This is a genomic window from Streptomyces sp. GQFP (assembly GCF_021545335.1).
Lineage (GTDB): Bacteria > Actinomycetota > Actinomycetes > Streptomycetales > Streptomycetaceae > Streptomyces.
Genome location: NZ_CP089312.1, coordinates 2,416,332 through 2,434,652, shown reverse-complemented (window position 1 = coordinate 2,434,652; position 18,321 = coordinate 2,416,332). Strand labels below are relative to the sequence as shown.

Below are 18,321 nucleotides of genomic sequence, written 5' to 3'. Positions count from 1 at the left end.
CACGCACAGGCAGAAACGAACGGTCGTAGCCTACTTTGCGGGGGCTAGGGCCGTTCCTGTTTGCGGGGCGTTGGCCTCCGGCCGATCTTCGCGACCTTACCCGGCGGACGCTCTCCGTCATGGTGAGCCGACCCCATGGGGAGACGCACGCTTTCATCGATGTCAGTGGGTCTGTCTAGGCTCTGCACGGCAGTCCATTTATCGAGTGGAGGCAGCGTGGCGGAATCTGCGCGGTGGCCTGTGGTCATCGATGGGAAGATCGGCTCGCTCCCTTTCCATGACATGTCCTCCTGGGGCGAATTCGAGAAGCTGGTGTGGGAACTCGTCCAGGCCGTGGAGCATCTGTCGCCGTGTTACCGCTATGGAACGCCGGGACAGGCACAGGGTGGCGTCGACATCGTCGGGCGCGCATCGGACGGCAGTTGGTCCGCCTTCCAAGTCAAGCAGGTGGCCGAGTTCACCGCTGCCAACGCGAAGAAGGCTTTGGACCTGTTCGTCCGCGCGCCTCGTCCTCACGATGCCGCGCGCCTGGTCATTGTCACCTCGTGCAAGGGAACACGGACGCAGGTACGTGAGGTGGCTCACGGTTACCAGGATCGGTACCCAAGCCTGATCCTGGGCGAGGTGTGGGACGCCGAGCACCTGGGGCAGCTACTGCGGGATCAACCACGCATCGTTGCCCGCTACTTCGGAGACGAGGTGGCTCGGCGGTTCTGTGACAACGACGCCCTGGCAGCGTTCCTCTCCACAGCAGGCACCGCTGAGTTAGGCATCCCTATTGCTGCTGCGGACCCGTTTGGACTGGAGATCCACGAGGCGATCGCTGCCGGCGACGACACACAGGGCAGCCCGCTTCCCAGGTACTTCCGCCGACCGTTTGACGACGCAATTGAGGTCGCCGTAGACCAGGCACGCACTGGGCAAAGTGTGATCAAGATCCTCCTGGGCGACTCCTCCACGGGAAAGTCCCGCGCGGCGTACGAGGCGATCCAACGCTTGCCAGAGGAGTGGCGGCTGTGGCATCCAGTCGGTCAGGACGACCTGCTCGGTTCGCTCGATTCCGTAGCGCCCCGCACAGTTCTGTGGCTCAACGAGATCAACCGATACCTCCTCTCTGGCAACACCGTTCGTGATGAGCAGGTCGCCGGTCGACTTGCCGAGTTGCTTCGCAACGTTGACCGAGCACCCGTACTCGTTCTCGGCACGGCCTGGTACGAACACGTGTCCACGATGACCAGGGCGCCGCAGAACGAAAGCACGCAAAGGAAAACCCTGTTGGCCGGAGCGTGGATCCGAGTACCAGAGACGTTCAGCGAAAACGAACTCTCTGCCCTCACGGAGGAGTCAGGGCAGACAGACGACAGGGTGCTGCTGGCCGCACGCCTCGCTGAGAGCGGGCATGTCATCCAGTATTTGGCTGGCGGTCCTGCCCAACTCGAGTGCTACGAGATGGGCTCTCCGACAGCCCGTGCAGTGCTGGAGGTTGCCATGGACGCCCGGAGACTCGGGCACGGGCTCGACTTGTCTGCTGCCTTTCTCAAGTCCGTAGCGCAGGCGTACCTTACACCGTTGCAGTGTGATCTGGCCCCTCCCCAATGGTTCAAGCAGGCGGTGGAGTACTTGTCGACCCCGTGCCGTGGCGTTCGTGGTCCACTGGCGCCTGTGCGGGGCTTTGCCATGACGGATGGGCAGGAGCCGAGCCACTTCCGGCTGTCGGACTTCATCGAACTCCATGGGCGGCGACACCGGGGGACCGTGTGCCCGACCGCGGACTTCTGGTCTGCGGCCGTACGGTGTTCGGTCGACGCGAAGGACAAGGCAGCCTTCTCTCGCGCAGCGCTGGCCCGCGGCCGGATGACAGACGCCGAGTCCTTGGCCATGGCAGCGGCAGCTGAAGGAGAGGGCGGCGCCCTCTTCGGGTTCGCCGAGTGGATCACAAAACACGGTAAGCGCGAGGATGCCATGCTCTACTACGAGCTGGCCGCCGAAGTCGGTGATGCCCAGGCTCAAGTTGTCGTTGCCTGGCATCACGAGCGTGCGGGGCGACTCGACGACGCGGAAGCGTGGTATCGCCAGGCCATGGAGTCCAGCGGCAGGTTCGACGCCGCCGTGGGGCTTGCCTCCGTCTTGACCTGGCGCGGACACTCCAAGGCAGCGGCCAGACTCTACGAGAGGGTTCTGGAATCCGGTTTCTTCGGTGCCCGGGCTGTCGAGTACCAGGCCCGTTGGCTCGCCAAAGAAGGCCGGCACGAACTCGCTCTGCTCCTCACTACGTGGTCGTTCGAAGCCGGTGAGGGGCCCCGAAGTTTCCGGACAGGCACCCAATAGGGTTGTCCTGAACGAGGAAACGAGGAAGAAGTGGCGCCACCCAGTAAGTACTCGCCGGAGTTCCGCGAGGAAGCCGTCCAGATCGCGTTGAGGTCAAGCAAGACGATCTCCGAAGTCGCCCGGGAGCTCGAGTTGAACTCGGAGACTCTACGCGCCTGGGTGAAGAAGTACCAGAAGCAGCAGGAACCGGCCCCTGATGCGGAACTGACGGTTAACGAGCGGGCGCGCCTGAGGGAACTCGAACGACGTAACCGTGAGCTGGAGATGGAAAATTCTTTCCTGAAAAAAGCCGCAGCGTACTTCGCGAAGGATCCCCGGTAGCAAGCAAGTACGAGTTCATCGATGAGATGCGGCTCGACACCGAGGAGTACGCATACAGCGTCGAGTTCATGTGCGGTCGGCTCGGTGTATCCCGATCCGGCTACTACGACTGGCGCTCCCGCCCGGAATCCGCGACAGCCCAGCGGCGCGAAGAACTGCAATTGCTCATCGAGAAGGTCTTCGACATGTCCGACAGCACCTACGGGCACCGGCGCATCCAGGCCCAGCTGGACCGCTGGGGCGTTGCCGCAGGCGTGGAGCTGGTCCGCCGCATCATGCGTGAACTGGGCCTGGTGCCCTGCCAGCCACGCCCGAAGAGGTTCAGCCTCACGCAGGCTGCGGCCGGCCGGGGGTCAGACCTCGTCGGCCGCGACTTCACCGCGGATGCGCCCGGTGAAAAGCTCGTCGGCGACATTACTTACATCGCGACCGGAGAAGGCTGGCTGTACCTCGCGACGGTCATCGACTGTTGCACGAAAGAAGTGATCGGCTACGCGATGGACGACCACTACCAGACTCCGTTGATATCCAGGGCGATCCGCAACGCGGCACGGAACAGGAACCTCTCGGCCGGCGCGATATTTCACTCCGACCGCGGAAGTAACTACATGTCAGCCGAGTTCGGGAAGACGCTCGACCGGTTCGGGCTCCGCAGATCTTCCGGTCGCACCGGGATCTGTTTCGACAACGCCATGGCCGAATCATTCTTCGGCACCCTGAAGAACGAGCGCGTATCAAGGGTGACTTACCTGACCCGCGAGGCCGCCCGGCAGGACATCACTCGCTACATCGAATTCTGGTACAATCGCAAACGCCTCCACTCGGCGGTGGGCTACCGCCCTCCGTGCGAAGTCCACGCTGAGTACGAGAAGTTGCGAATCGCCGCGTGAAATAGACGGTCAGAAGCCTGTCCGGAAACCGCGAGGCCCCTCACGGCAACCCCGAGGCTTTCACCGGGCTTGCCTGGGCCTATAGGTATGAGGACACTCAGCGGGCGATCAACGTGCTCCTGTATGCGGCGGAAGCAGGTGACGCGAATGCGCCGCGGGAACTGGCCTGGATCTACGAGGAGGAGGGCGACTCCGCTCAAGCTGATCATTTCTGTGAGGTCGCCGTCTCTCTGGGGGAGACGAATGCACTGCGGGGGCTGGGAATGATTCGCCGCAGCAAGGGCGACCACTGCTCGGCCGCTGCCTTGTTCTGGAGGGCTTACAACCTCGGTCTCGGCTACGTGTTGTTCGAGTTGGCGGCTCTGAGAGAGACGGAAGGCAAGCTCAAGCTGGCAGAACGACTTTATCGGCGTGCTCTCCGCGAAGGGCATCAGTATGCGGTGAATCATCTGGTACGGATCCTGGAGACCAGCGGGCGGGCACGAGAAGCTGAGGAACTGGCCGGCGATTCCACGGATCTCCTCCGAGAGCTCGCGCGAGCGCGTGCTGACCGGGGCGAACTGGACGCGGCGGAAGACCTGTTGACCGCAGCGATCTTTCGCGGAGAGGCCAATGTGCTGTTGACCTTGGCAGAGTTCCGTCAGCGACGTGGGGACCTTGCCGGAGCAGAGCGTGCACTTCGGCAGGCTCGGGACGCCGGGGCGGCCTCGGCCGCCGAGCGACTGGCGAAGCTGCTGGAGGGCAAGTCGAGCTGACCGTTGATAAGCAAGCGCGGAGTACGCGACTCGCGTCCCACGTCCGTCTGACGTCCCAGGCGGCCTCTCGCTCTCGTGCCCAATGGAGTGTCACGGTCTCGCCTCCCGGTTGCTCGACTTGAAGGCCGTACGCATCCTGTCGAGCCGCGCTCTGTTGGTCCGTGCTTCTCGGACACCCCTAGCTAACCCTAGCTAATGGGAACCGTTTTCACATACACTCGTCGCGAAGGAGTCCGGCACCGATGCCTTCCGGTGCCGGACCCCTTTCATGCACCGACCGCTCCGGACCCGAGGGCCTGTCCGGCGGATCCTGTCGGAGACGCGAGGTGGCGGTGACATCAGCCGCCCCCCCCGGGACAGGCCCTACCCAGGGAAGCCGACATGCGCGAGCCGCAGCGGGCCACGCAGCCTGATACGTACGTCGTGCACACCGCCGAGTGCGAGTGCGAGTGAGGCCCGTCCCGTCGTGTAGTCGTACGGGCCCCCGGTCGGCGTCGGTGTCAGTACGGCCGTCACCGCGCGGTCGTCCAGTACGACCTCCACCTCCACTGATCCCTCGCCCGCCGTCGTCACCGCGACCTCCGTGACCCCCGCCCCGAAGTCGCAGTCCCGGTAGAGCAGTTCGGCTTCTCCGTCGCCCCCCGGCGTCACCGCGTCCCCCGACACCTTCGTACGGTCGACGATCTCGATGCCCCTCTGCTCGTCGAAGTCGGCCGCCGACAGGCCGAGTTGGCGCACCGGGCGCGGTACCGACGGTGTGCCGGTCACCTGGACCGTCGTACGAGCGCGGATGTCCTCGCTCGACGCGCCCGCCAGGAGTTCGTACGAACCCGGGGCGAGGCGCCAGCCGTTGCTCCCCACGTCCCAGAACTCCAGGCAACTCAGCGGGAGTTCGAAGGACATGGTCGCCGATTGCCCCGGGGGCAAGGTGATTCGGCGGTGGGCCACCAGTTCCCGGCGTGGGCGGGTGACCGGTGACTCCGGCGCCCTCGTGTACAGCTGCGCCACCTCGTCCGCCGTGACGTACCCGGTGTTGGCGACCGTGAACGACACCCGCAGCGTCTCCTCGTCCGTCACCTCCGCCGTCAGGTCGCCGTACGCGAACGTCGCGTACGACAGGCCGTGGCCGAAGGGGAACAGGGGGGTGCCCTCGAAGTAGAGGTACGTCTGCCGGGAGCCGATCACGTCGTAGTCCAGCAGGTCGGGGAGGTCGGCGTCGGCCGCGTACCAGGTCTGCGGGAGGCGGCCCGCCGGTGAGACGTCGCCCGCCAGGACGCGGGCCAGCGCCGTGCCCGCCGCCTGGCCGCCGTGCGCCGTCCACAGGGCCGCCGGGAGGTCCGTGACGTCCACCGCGTACGGGTATGCCGAGGTCAGCGTCAGGATCGTTCGGGGGTTCGCCGCGCGGGCCGCTCGCAGCAATCGCTCCTGGTGGGCGGGGAGGTGGAGCGTCGTGCGGTCCTCCGTCTCGCGGCCGTTGATGTGCGGGTCGTTGCCCGCGACCACCACGACCACGTCCGCCCGCGCGGCCACTCTTTTCACCGACTCCTCACCGCGTTCGGTGACGATCAGCTCGAAGATCTCCGGAGGCGTCTCCTTCTCGTCGGCAACCTTCACGCCGTCGGCGGCGACAGAGACGTGGCGACCAGTACCGACGTGCCGGAGGAGGTGGTGGCGGTTTTCAGCAGAATTGGTCGAATCGGGGGAGTTCTGCGGCTCCAGGCGGAACGTCTCCTGGACCACCCAGCCGCCGGGCTGGTCCGCCGACGCCCGTACGTAGCCGTCCTCCGCGACCGAGAGGTAGCGGCCGTCGGGGGCCCGCAGCGTCAGGATGCCCTCGCCCCAGTCGGTCAGCGCGAACTCGGTGCCCTCGGCCTCGGTGGTGAGCGGGGGCAGGTCCGTGCGGCCCGCGAGGAGGGCCGGGTCCAGTGCGCCCTCGGCGCCCCGGGCGACGTCCGGCGCGTCCTCGGCGGGCAGGACGTGCAGGAACGTACCCGCCGACGTGCGCAGCCGTACGCGGTCCACGCCCTCGGCGAACTCGACGCGCTCGGCGCCGAAGCGGTCGTACAGGGCCTCCAGCGGGGTCGAGCGGTGGATGAGGGTGCCGCTGTACCAGTCGGCCTTGCACTCGTCGGCGAGGAGACCCACGACCGCCACTCGGGTGTCGGCGGGCAGGGGGAGCATGGCGTCGTCGTTCTTGAGCAGGACGATCGCCTGCTCCGCCGCCTCCTGCGCGAGGGCGCGGTGGGCCGGCGTGTCGAAGTCCTTGGTGTCGGCGTACGGGTCGTACTGCGGGTCGAACTCGCCCAGGCGGAAGCGGACCGAGAGCTGACGGCGGACCGCCCTGTCGATGTCCGCCTCCGTCAACAGACCCTGGGACAGGGCTCCTTGGACGCGGGCGACGATCTTCGAACTGTCCGTGCCGTGGTCGGTGAAGCTGTCCACGCCGGCGATCAGCGCGGCGGCCGTCGCCTCCTCGTGGGTGTCGAAGTAGTGCTCCGAGTCGACCAGGTTGGAGGGGGCCGCCGCGTCCGAGCAGACCAGCAGGTCCTCGTCCGTCCAGGTGCGCAGGTGGTCGCCGAGCAGCGGCGAGACGTGGTTGGGGCGGCCGTTGACCAGGTTGTACGCGGGCATCACCCCGGCCACCGCACCCGCCTCGACCGTCTCGCGGAAGGCGCGCAGGTCGTACTCGTGCAGGACGCGCGGGCGGACCGAGGAGGAGGAAGTGTCGCGGTTCGTCTCGTTGTTGTGGGCCAGCCAGTGCTTGAGGACCGGGGCCGTACGCCAGTACGCGGGATGGTCGCCGCGCAGGCCGCGCGTGTACGCCGTGGCGATCGCCGAGGTCAGCTTCGGGTCTTCCGAGTAGCCCTCCTCGTTGCGGCCCCACAAGGGGTTGCGCAGCAGATTGACCGTCGGCGCCCAGACGTTGAGGCCGACGCGGTCGTCGCGGGCGCGCATCGCCCGGACCTCCTTGGACACCGCCTCGCCGACGCGTTGCACGAGTTCCTCGTTCCAGGTCGCGCCGAGACCGACCGCCTGCGGGAACACCGTCGCCGGGCCCATCCAGGCCACCCCGTGCAGCGCCTCCTGGCCGGTGCGGAAGGCGGCGATGCCGAGGCGCTCCACTGCGGGCGCGAACTGGTGCAGAAAAGCCACCCGTTCGTCGAGGGTCAGGCGCGACAGCAGATCGTCGATGCGCTTCGCGGTCGGCAGCTGCGGATCGCGGAATGGTGGCGAAGACGGCGTTTGTGCGGTCACGTGGGGTTCCCTTTGCGATCTGGCGGCGAGGCACATTCGAAGCGCTTCGATGCTCATTCGACGTGGGGGTGGGTGTCAAGAGACCCAGGTGCAACAAATCCGTTTCCCGCCCGTGATGTCACCCACGATGTCAAGCGGCATACGGGGGCGGTTCGGGCCGCCTGGCAGGGCGTCACACCTCGGAGGAATCTTGGAGCCGACCCTTGTGCACCCTCAGGTGTTCACTTAACCTCGCAGCAACATCGAAGCGCTTCGACTAACTGGGAGCCACCGGGAGCACCTCCTGGAACGCCACCCGGGAAGAGCGGTCCTCCGCAGTCATCCGAGGACTCCCTCGCCCCGACCAGTCACGAGAGTCACGCCAGTAACACACAAGACACCGCAGCCGACGGCTCCACCGCCGGGTGTCCTGGTGCGCCATGAAGGGTTGACGCAATGACGCCGAATGCCTCCTCCGCCTCCTCCGCACCGAGCCGGAGAAGCTTCCTCGCCTCCACGGCGGTCGCCGCCGCCGCGGTGGCGGGCGGGATGCCGCTGCTCGCCGCCTGCGGTGGCTCGCAGGAGAGGAACAAGGAGGGCACGACCTCCGGGAAGGCCGCCGAGAAGATCCTCCCCGCGTTCGTGGCGTCGAGCGTCGTCGTGCCGGACCTTCCCTCGAAGAACGGCTCATCGGCCGGTTTCACCAAGGCGATCGACCTGAACGCCCTGAAGACCGCGGTGCCGAAGAAGCTCGGCAGCGGCGGCTCGCTGAAGATCATGGCGCCGATGTGGGGCAGCCCGCCGTCCAACGACAACCCGTACTACACGGCCATGAACGACGCCATCGGTGTCAAGGTCACCTGGCAGAACCAGGACGGCAACACCTACGACGAGAAGCTGGGGGCCGTCCTCGCCTCCAGCGAGATTCCCGACGTGGTGGTTGTCCCGGGCTGGAACCTGAACGGCAAGATACCGAGCGCCATCAACGCCAAGTTCGCAGACCTCGGCCCCTACTTGTCCGGCGACAAGGTCAAGGCGTACCCGAACCTCGCGGCCGTACCGACGGATGCCTGGCAACGCTCCATCTTCGGCGGCCAGTTGCGCGCCATCCCGATGCCGGCCTCCTACGTCACGAACATCGTGCCCTTCTACCGCAAGGACATCTTCGCGGCGAAGGGCTACGAACTCCCCAAGACGCCCGACGAGTTCCTCGCCTGGGCGAAGGAGGCCACCGACGCCAAGGGCAAGGTGTGGGCCTGCGACGACCTCAAGTGGACCGCCTTCAACATCTACGGCGTCCTCAACGGCAGCGACAAGGCGCTGTGGTGGGACCTCAGGGACGGCAAGCTCGTCAACCGGATCGAGACCGACGAGTACCTCGAAGCCCTGGAATGGATGCGCAAGCTCTACGAGGCCGACGTGGTCCACCCTGACGCCAAGGCCGTCAAGGGCGATGCGTCCAACCGTTTCACCGCCGGCCAGTCTCTGGTCTTCAACGGTGACATCTCCTACTGGTACGCCTCGACGGCCGAACAGAAGATCCAGAAGACCGGCTTCGAGATGGGCGCGTTCGACATCTTCGGCCCCGACGGCGGCGACCCCACGCTGTGGGCGACGCAGCCCGCGGGCATCTTCACCTTCGTCAGCAAGAAGGCGTCGAAGCAGCAGATCAAGGACTTCCTGGCACTCGCCGACTACTGCGCCTCGCCGTACGGCACCAAGGAGTACATGCTCACCGTCTACGGCGTCGAGGGCACCGACTACACGCTGAAGGACGGTATGCCCGTCAAGACCACCAAGGGCAACAACGAGGTCTTCGGCGCATACGACTACACCGGCGACCCGGCCTCCTACCTCGCCCATCCCGACCTTCCCGAGATCGCCAAGCTCCAGGTCGAGTGGCAGCAGCGCATGGGCGCCTTCACCAAGAAGTCCTCCTTCTACGGTCTGACCATCACCGAGCCCAACCGCTACACCAACCTCGCCAACGACTTCGAGCAGTTGGAGGACGACGTCGTCCGCGGCCGCAAGAAGATCAGCGACGTACAGCAGGCAGTGTCCGACTGGAAGTCCAAGGGCGGCGACGGGCTGCGCGACTGGTACAAGAAGCTGCTCGACGACAACGGCTCCGCGGCCAACTGACCCAGGGGCGAGGCAAGGAGAACGCCGTGTCCCACAGCACGGTGCCTCGGAGCAGGGCCGAGGCGAAGAAGACCGACGAGAAGGCCGACGCGCATGCTCCGGTGTCCGACGGCGCCGTCGGACACCGGAGCATGCGGCGCCAGGGAAAGCTGAGTCTCCGGCTCAGATTCAGACGCGACCGCACACTGATCCTGATGACCCTGCCGGCGATCCTGCTGCTCCTGGTCTTCAACTACGTACCGATCTTCGGCAATGTGGTCGCGTTCCAGGACTACGACCCATATCTCAGCGACAACGGTTTCGTCGCGATGTTCGAGAGCCCTTGGGTCGGTTTCGAGCAGTTCGAGCGAATATTCCAGGACTCCGGCTTCTGGCACGCGCTGCAGAACACCTTCGTGCTGTTCTCCCTCCAACTCGTGCTGTTCTTCCCCATCCCGATCCTGCTCGCGCTGGTCATCAACAGTGTGATCAGGCCCCGGGTGCGGGCGGTCGCCCAGGCGATCATGTACCTGCCCCACTTCTTCTCGTGGGTGCTGGTCGTCACCGTCTTCCAGCAGATCTTCGGCGGTGCCGGCATCATCGCCCAGACCCTGCGCCAGCACGGGTACGAGGGCTTCGACCTCATGACCGACCCGGGAATCTTCAAATTCCTGGTGACCGCCGAGGGTGTCTGGAAGGACGCGGGCTGGGGGATCATCGTTTTCCTCGCCGCGCTCTCCGCCGTCTCCAACGACCTGTACGAGGCCGCCGCGATGGACGGTGCGGGACGCTGGCGCCGCATGTGGCACATCACGCTTCCTGCGCTGCGTCCGGTGATCGCCCTGCTGCTGGTGCTCCGTGTCGGCGACGCGCTGACGGTCGGCTTCGAGCAACTGCTGCTCCAACGCGACTCGGTGGGGCCAGGCGCCTCCGAGGTTCTCGACACCTACGTGTGGTGGAACGGCATCCGAAACCAGGACTTCAGCTACGCAGCGGCTGCCGGCCTGATCAAGGGTGTGGTGGGTCTGGCCCTCGTGCTGACCGCGAACAAGGTCGCCCATCTCATGGGCGAGCAGGGGGTGTACAAGAAGTGAGCACCTTCACCGAACAGAGCTACAAGCCCGACAAGTCCGCGGTGCCCGACCGGGCCGCGTCCAGGCCGAGTCCGTGGGCGGCCCCGACGCGGCCGGCCTGGGAGGAGGAACCCTCCAAGGCGGGCCTCGCGGGCAAGGGGATCGTCCTCACCCTGGCGTGCTTCGCGATCCTCTTCCCGCTGTGGATCGTCATCGTCACCAGCCTCTCGTCGAAGAAGACGATCGACGCGACCGGCGGCCTGGTGGTGATCCCCAAGGACATCACCTTCATCGCCTACCAGGAACTTCTCAGTGGCGGCCAGGTCCAGCGCGCCGCCCTGGTCAGCGTGGGCGTGACCCTGATCGGCACGCTGTTCAGCATGACGGTGTCCGTCCTGTCCGCGTACGGCCTCTCGCGCACCGGGTCCCTCGGGCACCGTTGGTTCCTGATGCTGTTGCTCGCCACCATGTTCTTCGGTGCCGGTCTCATCCCGACGTATCTGCTGGTGCAGGGCCTCGGGCTGACCGACAGCTACCTCGCGCTGATTCTGCCGAGTGCGGTGAGCGTCTTCAACATCCTGGTCCTGCGCGCGTTCTTCATGGGCATCTCGCCGGAACTCATCGACAGCGCCCGCATCGACGGGGCCGGGGACTGGCGGATCCTCTGGAAGATCGTGATGCCCTTGTCGCGGGCGGTCCTCGCGGTGATCGCGCTCTTCTACGCGGTCGGATACTGGAGCGCCTGGTTCAACGCGTCGATCTATCTGTCCGACCAGGACATGATGCCGTTGCAGAACGTCATGATCCAGCTGGTCCAGAAGCAGGAACGGCCAGTCGGTCTGGCCACCCAGATCAACACGGGGCAGCTGTCGCCGCTGGCCGTTCAGATGGCCGTGATGGTGCTGGCACTGGTGCCGGTGGCGATTCTCTCGCCCTTCGTTCAGCGGCACTTCAAGAAGGGCATGTTGACCGGCGCGGTCAAGGGGTGACGGTCGGTTTCTCTTTTTCACGGCTTGGGGTGCCTCTTGCGGTCCTGTGGTGGCTGCGGGTGCGTTGTGGCTTGTCGCGCAGTTCCCCGCGCCCCTATCGGGCGCGTTTTCCTCCCCCTCTCTTTTCAGATCGAGGTAAGTCATGTCTTCGTCGTCTCGTCCGAGTAGACGTGTTGTTCTTGCCGGGGCCGCTGCCGTTGGTGCGCTCTCCGCTGTGCCGCTGTCCGGTACGGGGGCCCACGCAGCGACAGCCGCCCCCGCCTACCGGTGGCGTACCGCCGTCATCGGGGGTACCGGATTTGTCACCGGGGTGCTCTTCCACCCCTCCGTCCGCGGTCTCGCCTACGCCCGTACCGACATCGGCGGGGCCTATCGGTGGGACGAGCGGGCCGCCCGTTGGACCCCGCTCACCGATCACCTCGGGTGGGACGACTGGAATCTGCTCGGGGTGGAGGCCATCGCCGTCGATCCGGCGCACCCCGACCGGGTGTACCTCTCCCTCGGTGCCTATGCCCAGTCCTGGGCCGGGAACGGGGCTGTTCTGCGGTCCGAGGACCGGGGAGCGACCTGGGCGCGTACCGATCTGGGTGTGAAGCTCGGGGCCAATGAGGACGGGCGGGGGGCCGGTGAGCGGCTGCTCGTCGATCCGCGGGACAGCGACACATTGTGGCTGGGCACCCGGCACGACGGGCTGCTCAAGTCGACGGATCGGGGCGCTACTTGGGCAGCCGACAGTGCCTTCCCGGCCGCTCCGAGCGCCGGCGGCCAGGGCGTCACCTTCCTGGTCGCCGTCGGTCGTGCCGTCTACGCCGGGTGGGGCGACGGCGACGGCAACGGGACCGCCGGTACGGCCAACCTGTACCGCACCACCGACGGCACGACCTGGGAAGCCGTGCCCGGCCAGCCCGTCGGCGCCACCTCCGCCAAGGTGCCGATCCGCGCCGCCTACGACCGGCACACCCGCGACCTGTACGTGACGTACGGCAACGCGCCCGGGCCCAACGGCCAGTCCGACGGCAGCGTGCACAAGCTGCGCACCACGACCGGCGGCTGGACGGACGTGACCCCGGTCAAGCCGGGCGGGACCACCGCCGACGGCTCCGCCGACACCTTCGCCTATGGCGGAGTCGCCGTCGACGCCTGCCGGGCCGGCACCGTCGTCGTCTCCACCAACAACCGCTGGGCCGACATCGACACCCTGTTCCGTTCCACGGACGGCGGCCGTAACTGGACGTCCCTCAAGGACGCTGCTGTGTTCGACGTGTCCGAGACTCCTTTCCTCAAGTGGGGCGGCACTGCCCCCAAGTTCGGCTGGTGGATCCAGGCTCTTGCCCTCGATCCGTACGACTCGCGGCACCTCGTGTACGGGACCGGCGCGACCCTCTACGGCACCCGTGACCTCAAGCACTGGGCCCCGCAGATCCGTGGCCTGGAGGAGACGGCCGTGCGCCAGCTGATCTCGCCCCCGGTCGGGGAGGCGCACCTGCTCAGCGGACTCGGGGACATCGGCGTGATGTACCACGAGCGGCTCACGGCGTCTCCGTCGCGCGGCATGGCGTCGAACCCCGTGTTCGGGTCGGCGACGGGACTCGCCCAGGCCGCGGCCAAGCCGTCGTACGTCGTCCGGGCAGGGTGGGGCGACAACGGCAACGGTGCCTTCTCGAACGACGGCGGGCGGAGCTGGGCGCCCTTCGCTGCCCAGCCCGACATCGCCAAGAACGCACCGGGGCCGATCGCCACCAACGCCGACGGCAGCGTGCTGCTGTGGACCTTCGTGCACTGGGACGGCACGAAGTACCCAGCCCACCGCTCCACGGACAACGGCACGACCTGGTCCGAGATCTCCTCCATTCCGAAGGGCGCCACGCCGGTCGCCGACCCGGCCGACCCGACGCTCTTCTACGCGTACGACACCGACACAGGAACGCTATACGCCAGCACTGACAGTGGCCTCTCGTTCACTGCCCGTGCGGGCGGGCTGCCCTCGGGCGACAGCCAGTTCGAGCTGGTCGCGGCGCCGGGCAGCTCCGGTGACCTGTGGCTGAGCGTCAAGTGGAACGGGCTCCACCGGTCCACCGACGGCGGCGTCACCTTCACCAAGGTCGCCAGCTGCTGGGCCTCGTACACCCTCGGGTTCGGGCGGGCCGCCGAGGGCGCCGCCTACCCGGCGATCTACATGGTCGGCTCCACCGAGGCCATCACCGCCGTCTACCGCTCCGACGACGAGGCGAAGACCTGGACGCGGATCAACGACGACGCCCATCAGTGGGGCTGGACCGGCGAGGTGATCACCGGCGACCCGCGCGTCTACGGCCGCGTCTACCTCGCCACCAACGGGCGGGGCATCCAGTACGGGGAGCCCGTCTGATGCCCGGCCTCAGCGACGCCACCCGGGGGCGGATCCTCTTCGGTGGCGACTACAACCCCGAGCAGTGGCCCGAGGACACCTGGCCCGAGGACGTCCGGCTGATGAAGGACGCCGGCGTCAACTCCGTCACCCTCGGCGTCTTCTCCTGGGCGAAGCTCGAACCGAGGCCCGGGGCACGGGAGTTCGGCTGGCTGGACCGGCTGATGGACCTGATGCACGCGGGCGGCATCGGCGTCGTCCTCGCCACGCCCACCTCCTCGCCGCCGCCCTGGATGGGCCGGCTGCACCCCGAGACCCTGCCCGTCGCCGAGGACGGCCGGATCGAATGGTGGGGCGGGCGCCAGCACTTCGCGCACTCCAGCGCCGTCTACCGCCGCTACGCCGCCGCCATCACCGAGGACCTCGCCGCCCGCTACGGCGGCCACCCCGCCCTCACCATGTGGCACATCAACAACGAGTACTGCACCTACGACTGGGGCGACGAGTCGGCCGCAGCCTTCCGCCACTGGCTCCAGGACAAGTACGGGACCCTGGACGCCCTCAACACGGCCTGGGGTACGGCCTTCTGGAGCCAGGGGTACGGCGACTGGGACGAGATCCTGCCGCCGCGCCTCCCGCACTACATGCGGAACCCCACCCAGGTACTGGACTTCAAACGCTTCACGTCCGACGCCCTCCTGGAGTGCTACCTCGCGGAACGCGACATCGTCCGCCGCCACACCCCGCACCTCCCGGTCACCACCAACTTCATGCCGATGTGGGCGGGCCAGGACGCCTGGCGCTGGGTCCAGGAGGAGGACCTCGTCTCCGTCGACCTCTACCCCGACCCGCGCGACCCGCTCGGCGCCCAAGAGGCCGCGCTCGTCCAGGACATGACGCGTTCGCAGGCACGCGGCCCATGGATGCTGATGGAACAGGCGGCCGGTCCGGTCAACTGGCGGGGTGTGAACCACCCCAAGCCGCGCGGCCTCAACCGCCTCTGGTCGCTCCAGGCCGTGGCACGCGGCGCCGACGCCGTCTGCTACTTCCAGTGGCGCCAATCCAGGCAGGGCGCAGAGAAGTTCCACTCCGGCATGGTCAGCCACGCGGGCGAACACGGCCGCACCTTCCAAGAGGTCAAGCAGCTCGGCGCCGAACTCGCCGCCATCGGTGGTGAGGTGACGGACAGTCATACCGCCAACGACATCGCCGTACTCCACGACTGGCACGCCTGGTGGGGCGGCGCCCAGGACGGGCGGCTCTCCTCCGAGGTGGACTACCCGCAGGTCGTACGGGCCTGGCACCGGGCCCTGTGGGAAGCACACCTCGCCACCGACTTCGCCCACCCCGAGCACGACCTCGCGGCCTACCGGCTCGTCGTCGTACCGCAGTTGTACCTGCTCACGGATGCCGCGATCGACAACCTCGTCGCGTACGTACGCGACGGCGGCACCCTCGTCTGCGGCTTCCTGACCGGAGTCGCAGACGAGGACGACCGGGTGCGCCCCGGGGCCATGGACGAGCGGCTGCGCGAGCTGTTCGGGCTGCGCACCCTGCACGAGTGGTGGCCGCTGGACGCGGGAGAGAGCATCGAAGTCGACGGATTCCGGGGCCAGTTGTGGTCCGAGGAGCTGGAGGCCGACGACGCCGACGAGGTCACCCCGTACAAGGGCGGCGAACTCGACGGGCTGCCTGCGGTGCTGCGCAAGGGGCGTGCCTGGTACGTCTCCACGCTCCCCGAGCCCGAAGCGCTCCGGGATCTCCTCGCCCGGATCGGCGCAGGCGCGGGCGTCCGGCCGGTGCTGGACGCCCTGCCCGACGGGGTCGAGGCGGTCCGGCGCGGCGAACTGCTCTTCCTCCTCAACCACGGCACCGACCCGGTGACGGTCCAAGTGCCCGGTGCCCACCGTGACTTGCTGACCGGGGACACCGTCACGGACGCGGTCCAGCTCGGCCGGTACGGAGTGGCGGTGCTGAAGCCATGAGCGCCGGCGGACCCGTTCACGGAACCTGGGAACCGCTCCCCGCCGTCCGCTGGGAGGACGGCTACCTGAGCGGCAACGGCCGCCATGGCGCCCTGGTGTTCGGAGACGCGGACAACGACCGGGTCATCGTCACGCACCACACCCTCGTCCGCCCGAACGGCAGCGAGCACGCACGGCCACCACGGCTCGCGGACCAACTGGCCGCCCTCCAGGACCGGTTGCTGGCCGGCGACACCACAGCCGCCGAGAGCTTCACCGACGGGCGGGAGCTGCAATGGGTGCAGCCCTTCCATCCGGCGTTCCAGGTGCGGCTGCGCGGAGGAGGCCCGGCGGGGGACCGACGGGACTACCGCCGGTCCGTCGACTTCACCACCGGGGTCGTCGAAGCCGGGTGCGAGGGCTGGCGCAGCCGGGTCTTCGTGTCCCGAGCGGACGACGTCATCGTCCAGTACGTCAGCGGAGGATCCGGCGACCCCGGCGGTCCGGGTCTCACCCTCGACATCGATCTCGACCACCGACTCCCGGGCGCCCCGGCCGAGTTGGGCGTCGGCCACAGCGTGGTGCGCACCCCCGAGGGCGCCCTGCTCACCCTCCGCGCCCGCTACCCCGACAGCGACCGCGCGTACACCGGCGTGACCCTCGTCGTCCGCACCGGCGGCGCTACGGCCCTCACCCCGCCCGGCGTCCGGGTCGAGGGCGCGGAGTCCGTCCTGCTGCTGACGCGAGTCGTCCGGCATGTCGGCGAACTGGACACGGCGGACGTCGACCGGGCCCTGCGCGAACTGCTCCTCGGTGAGCTGTTGTCGGGCGGGCAGGTGTACGACCGTCTCCTCGCCCGCCACACCCCCCTCCACCGCACCGCCTACGACCGCGTCACCCTCGACCTCGCCGCCGACGAAGCCGAACGTGCCCTGCCCGGCGCCGAGTTGCTCACCCGCACCAAGAGCCCGGCCCTCCTGGAACGCCTCTTCGCCGCCGGCCGCTACCACCTGCTCTCCGCCAGCGGGATGTTCCCGCCCCGCCTGGTCGGCCTGTGGACCGGAGACTGGGACACGGCGTGGGCGGGAGCGTTCACCAACGACGCCAACGTCAACCTCCAGACCGCGTCGGCCGCGCCCGGCGCCCTCCCCGAAGTCACGGAAGCCCTCGCCTCCCTGATCCACGGTCAGCTCGACGACTGGCGCGACAACGCCCGCACTGTCTTCGGCGCGCGGGGTGTCATGGCGCCCGCGCACACCGACGGCGAGTCCGGGCTGACGTACCACTTCAGCCGCGAATATCCGCTGCACCTCTGGACGGCCGGTGCCGACTGGCTGCTCAAGCCGCTCGTCGACCACGACGAGACCCGTGGCGAGCAGGACGCGCGCACGGCACAGGCCCTCGCCGAAGTCGCCCTGTTCTACGAGGACTTCCTCACGCGGACCGACTCCGACGGCCACCTCGTCGTCGTCCCCTCGTACTCGCCCGAGAACCGTCCGGCGAACGCGAGCTGGGGCACGGTCAACGCGGCGATGGACCTCTCGGCCGCCCGGCACGCCCTGCTCACCGCAGCCAAGTACCACCCGGAACGGGCGGATCACTGGCGGGCGTTGGCCGACCGGCTCCCGCCCCACCGGATCAACGCCGACGGTGCCCTCGCCGAATGGGCCTGGCCCGGCCTGGACGACACCTACGACCACCGTCACCTCAGCCATCTCTACGGTGTCTGGCCCCTCGACGAGATCAACCCGTACGACACTCCCGACCTCGCCGCAGCCGCGTACCGCGCCCTCCAACTCCGGGGCGCCGAGAACGACTCGGCCCACGGCCACCTCCACCACGCCCTGATCGCGGCCCGCCTCCGCGACGGCGAACGGGTCACCCAGGCCCTCGGCCAGGTGCTCGACGGCGACTTCTTCCACGCCTCCCTGATGAGCGCGCACTACCCGGAACGGGACGTCTACAACGCGGACGCCGCGCACACCCTGCCCGCCGTGCTGATCGAGGCCCTCATCCAGTCGACCCCCGACCGGCTGGTCCTCCTGCCCGCGCTCCCGGCGGCCTGCCCCACCGGTCAACTTCGGGGCGTACGCACGCGGTTCGGCGCGGAGGTGGACCTCGACTGGGGACCGGGGCGGGGCCGGGCCGTCGTACGCCCCACCCGGACCCACCGCATCGACCTCAGGACTTCCTCCGGCGCACGCACGCTCGACCTCGTCGCCGGAGAAGACCGCGTCCTCGATCTGGGACCGCGGTAAGCGCACCGAGGAACAGCGCAGCCGACAACAGCACACAACCC

General features: G+C 67.9%; 10 protein-coding genes. 9 read left to right on the top strand and 1 reads right to left on the bottom strand.

The window, feature by feature from the left end; genetic code table 11:
• Nucleotides 1-216 precede the first annotated feature (216 nt).
• The 3 genes from LUX31_RS10440 to LUX31_RS10430 all read left to right on the top strand — a co-directional run bounded on the left by LUX31_RS10440 (nucleotide 217) and on the right by LUX31_RS10430 (nucleotide 4,294).
• Complete coding sequence (locus LUX31_RS10440) at nucleotides 217-2,328, top strand: tetratricopeptide repeat protein (protein ID WP_235474506.1); 2,112 nt, start codon at nucleotides 217-219, stop codon at nucleotides 2,326-2,328.
• 30 nt (nucleotides 2,329-2,358) lie between these two features.
• A protein-coding gene (locus tag LUX31_RS10435) for an IS3 family transposase (protein ID WP_235474505.1) occupies nucleotides 2,359-3,539 on the top strand; the annotation gives its coding sequence in 2 pieces (ribosomal slippage) (nucleotides 2,359-2,623 and nucleotides 2,623-3,539; 1,182 coding nt in all).
• 113 nt (nucleotides 3,540-3,652) lie between these two features.
• A complete protein-coding gene (locus LUX31_RS10430; RefSeq protein WP_235474504.1) occupies nucleotides 3,653-4,294 on the top strand; it encodes a hypothetical protein in 642 nt (213 codons plus the stop codon).
• Nucleotides 4,295-4,657: 363 nt separating this feature from the next.
• Here LUX31_RS10430 and LUX31_RS10425 read toward each other — a convergent pair whose 3' ends face one another.
• A complete protein-coding gene (locus LUX31_RS10425) occupies nucleotides 4,658-7,549 on the bottom strand; it encodes a glycoside hydrolase family 3 C-terminal domain-containing protein (RefSeq protein WP_235474503.1) in 2,892 nt (963 codons plus the stop codon).
• 435 nt (nucleotides 7,550-7,984) lie between these two features.
• Here LUX31_RS10425 and LUX31_RS10420 point away from each other — a divergent pair, with 435 nt between their 5' ends.
• The 6 genes from LUX31_RS10420 to LUX31_RS10395 all read left to right on the top strand — a co-directional run bounded on the left by LUX31_RS10420 (nucleotide 7,985) and on the right by LUX31_RS10395 (nucleotide 18,280).
• On the top strand, nucleotides 7,985-9,670 hold the full coding sequence (locus LUX31_RS10420; protein WP_235474502.1) for an extracellular solute-binding protein: 1,686 nt from the start codon (nucleotides 7,985-7,987) through the stop codon (nucleotides 9,668-9,670).
• A gap of 26 nt (nucleotides 9,671-9,696) precedes the next feature.
• Nucleotides 9,697-10,743: an ABC transporter permease gene (locus LUX31_RS10415; protein WP_235474501.1), complete on the top strand. Its 1,047-nt coding sequence runs from the start codon at nucleotides 9,697-9,699 to the stop codon at nucleotides 10,741-10,743.
• A gap of 41 nt (nucleotides 10,744-10,784) precedes the next feature.
• Nucleotides 10,785-11,711 carry a carbohydrate ABC transporter permease gene (locus LUX31_RS10410; RefSeq protein WP_235479867.1) on the top strand — a complete coding sequence of 309 codons (927 nt, stop codon included), beginning with the start codon at nucleotides 10,785-10,787 and terminating at the stop codon, nucleotides 11,709-11,711.
• A 142-nt stretch (nucleotides 11,712-11,853) separates the two neighbouring features.
• Nucleotides 11,854-14,079, top strand: coding sequence for a sialidase family protein (locus LUX31_RS10405; RefSeq protein ID WP_235474500.1), 2,226 nt, complete (start codon nucleotides 11,854-11,856; stop codon nucleotides 14,077-14,079).
• Nucleotides 14,079-16,043 carry a beta-galactosidase gene (locus LUX31_RS10400; protein WP_235474499.1) on the top strand — a complete coding sequence of 655 codons (1,965 nt, stop codon included), beginning with the start codon at nucleotides 14,079-14,081 and terminating at the stop codon, nucleotides 16,041-16,043. The genes LUX31_RS10405 and LUX31_RS10400 overlap by 1 nt, the downstream gene beginning before the upstream one ends.
• Nucleotides 16,040-18,280 (top strand): glycosyl hydrolase family 95 catalytic domain-containing protein, encoded by a 2,241-nt coding sequence (locus tag LUX31_RS10395; protein ID WP_235474498.1) that lies wholly within the window; start codon nucleotides 16,040-16,042, stop codon nucleotides 18,278-18,280. Before LUX31_RS10400 ends, LUX31_RS10395 begins: the two co-directional genes overlap by 4 nt.
• Nucleotides 18,281-18,321 lie beyond the last annotated feature (41 nt).

Coding starts and splice junctions, on each gene's coding strand:
- LUX31_RS10420 (WP_235474502.1), top strand. CDS start 7,985: ATGACGCCGAATGCCTCCTCCGCCTCCTCCGCACCGAGCCGGAGAAGC.
- LUX31_RS10405 (WP_235474500.1), top strand. CDS start 11,854: ATGTCTTCGTCGTCTCGTCCGAGTAGACGTGTTGTTCTTGCCGGGGCC.
- LUX31_RS10400 (WP_235474499.1), top strand. CDS start 14,079: ATGCCCGGCCTCAGCGACGCCACCCGGGGGCGGATCCTCTTCGGTGGC.
- LUX31_RS10395 (WP_235474498.1), top strand. CDS start 16,040: ATGAGCGCCGGCGGACCCGTTCACGGAACCTGGGAACCGCTCCCCGCC.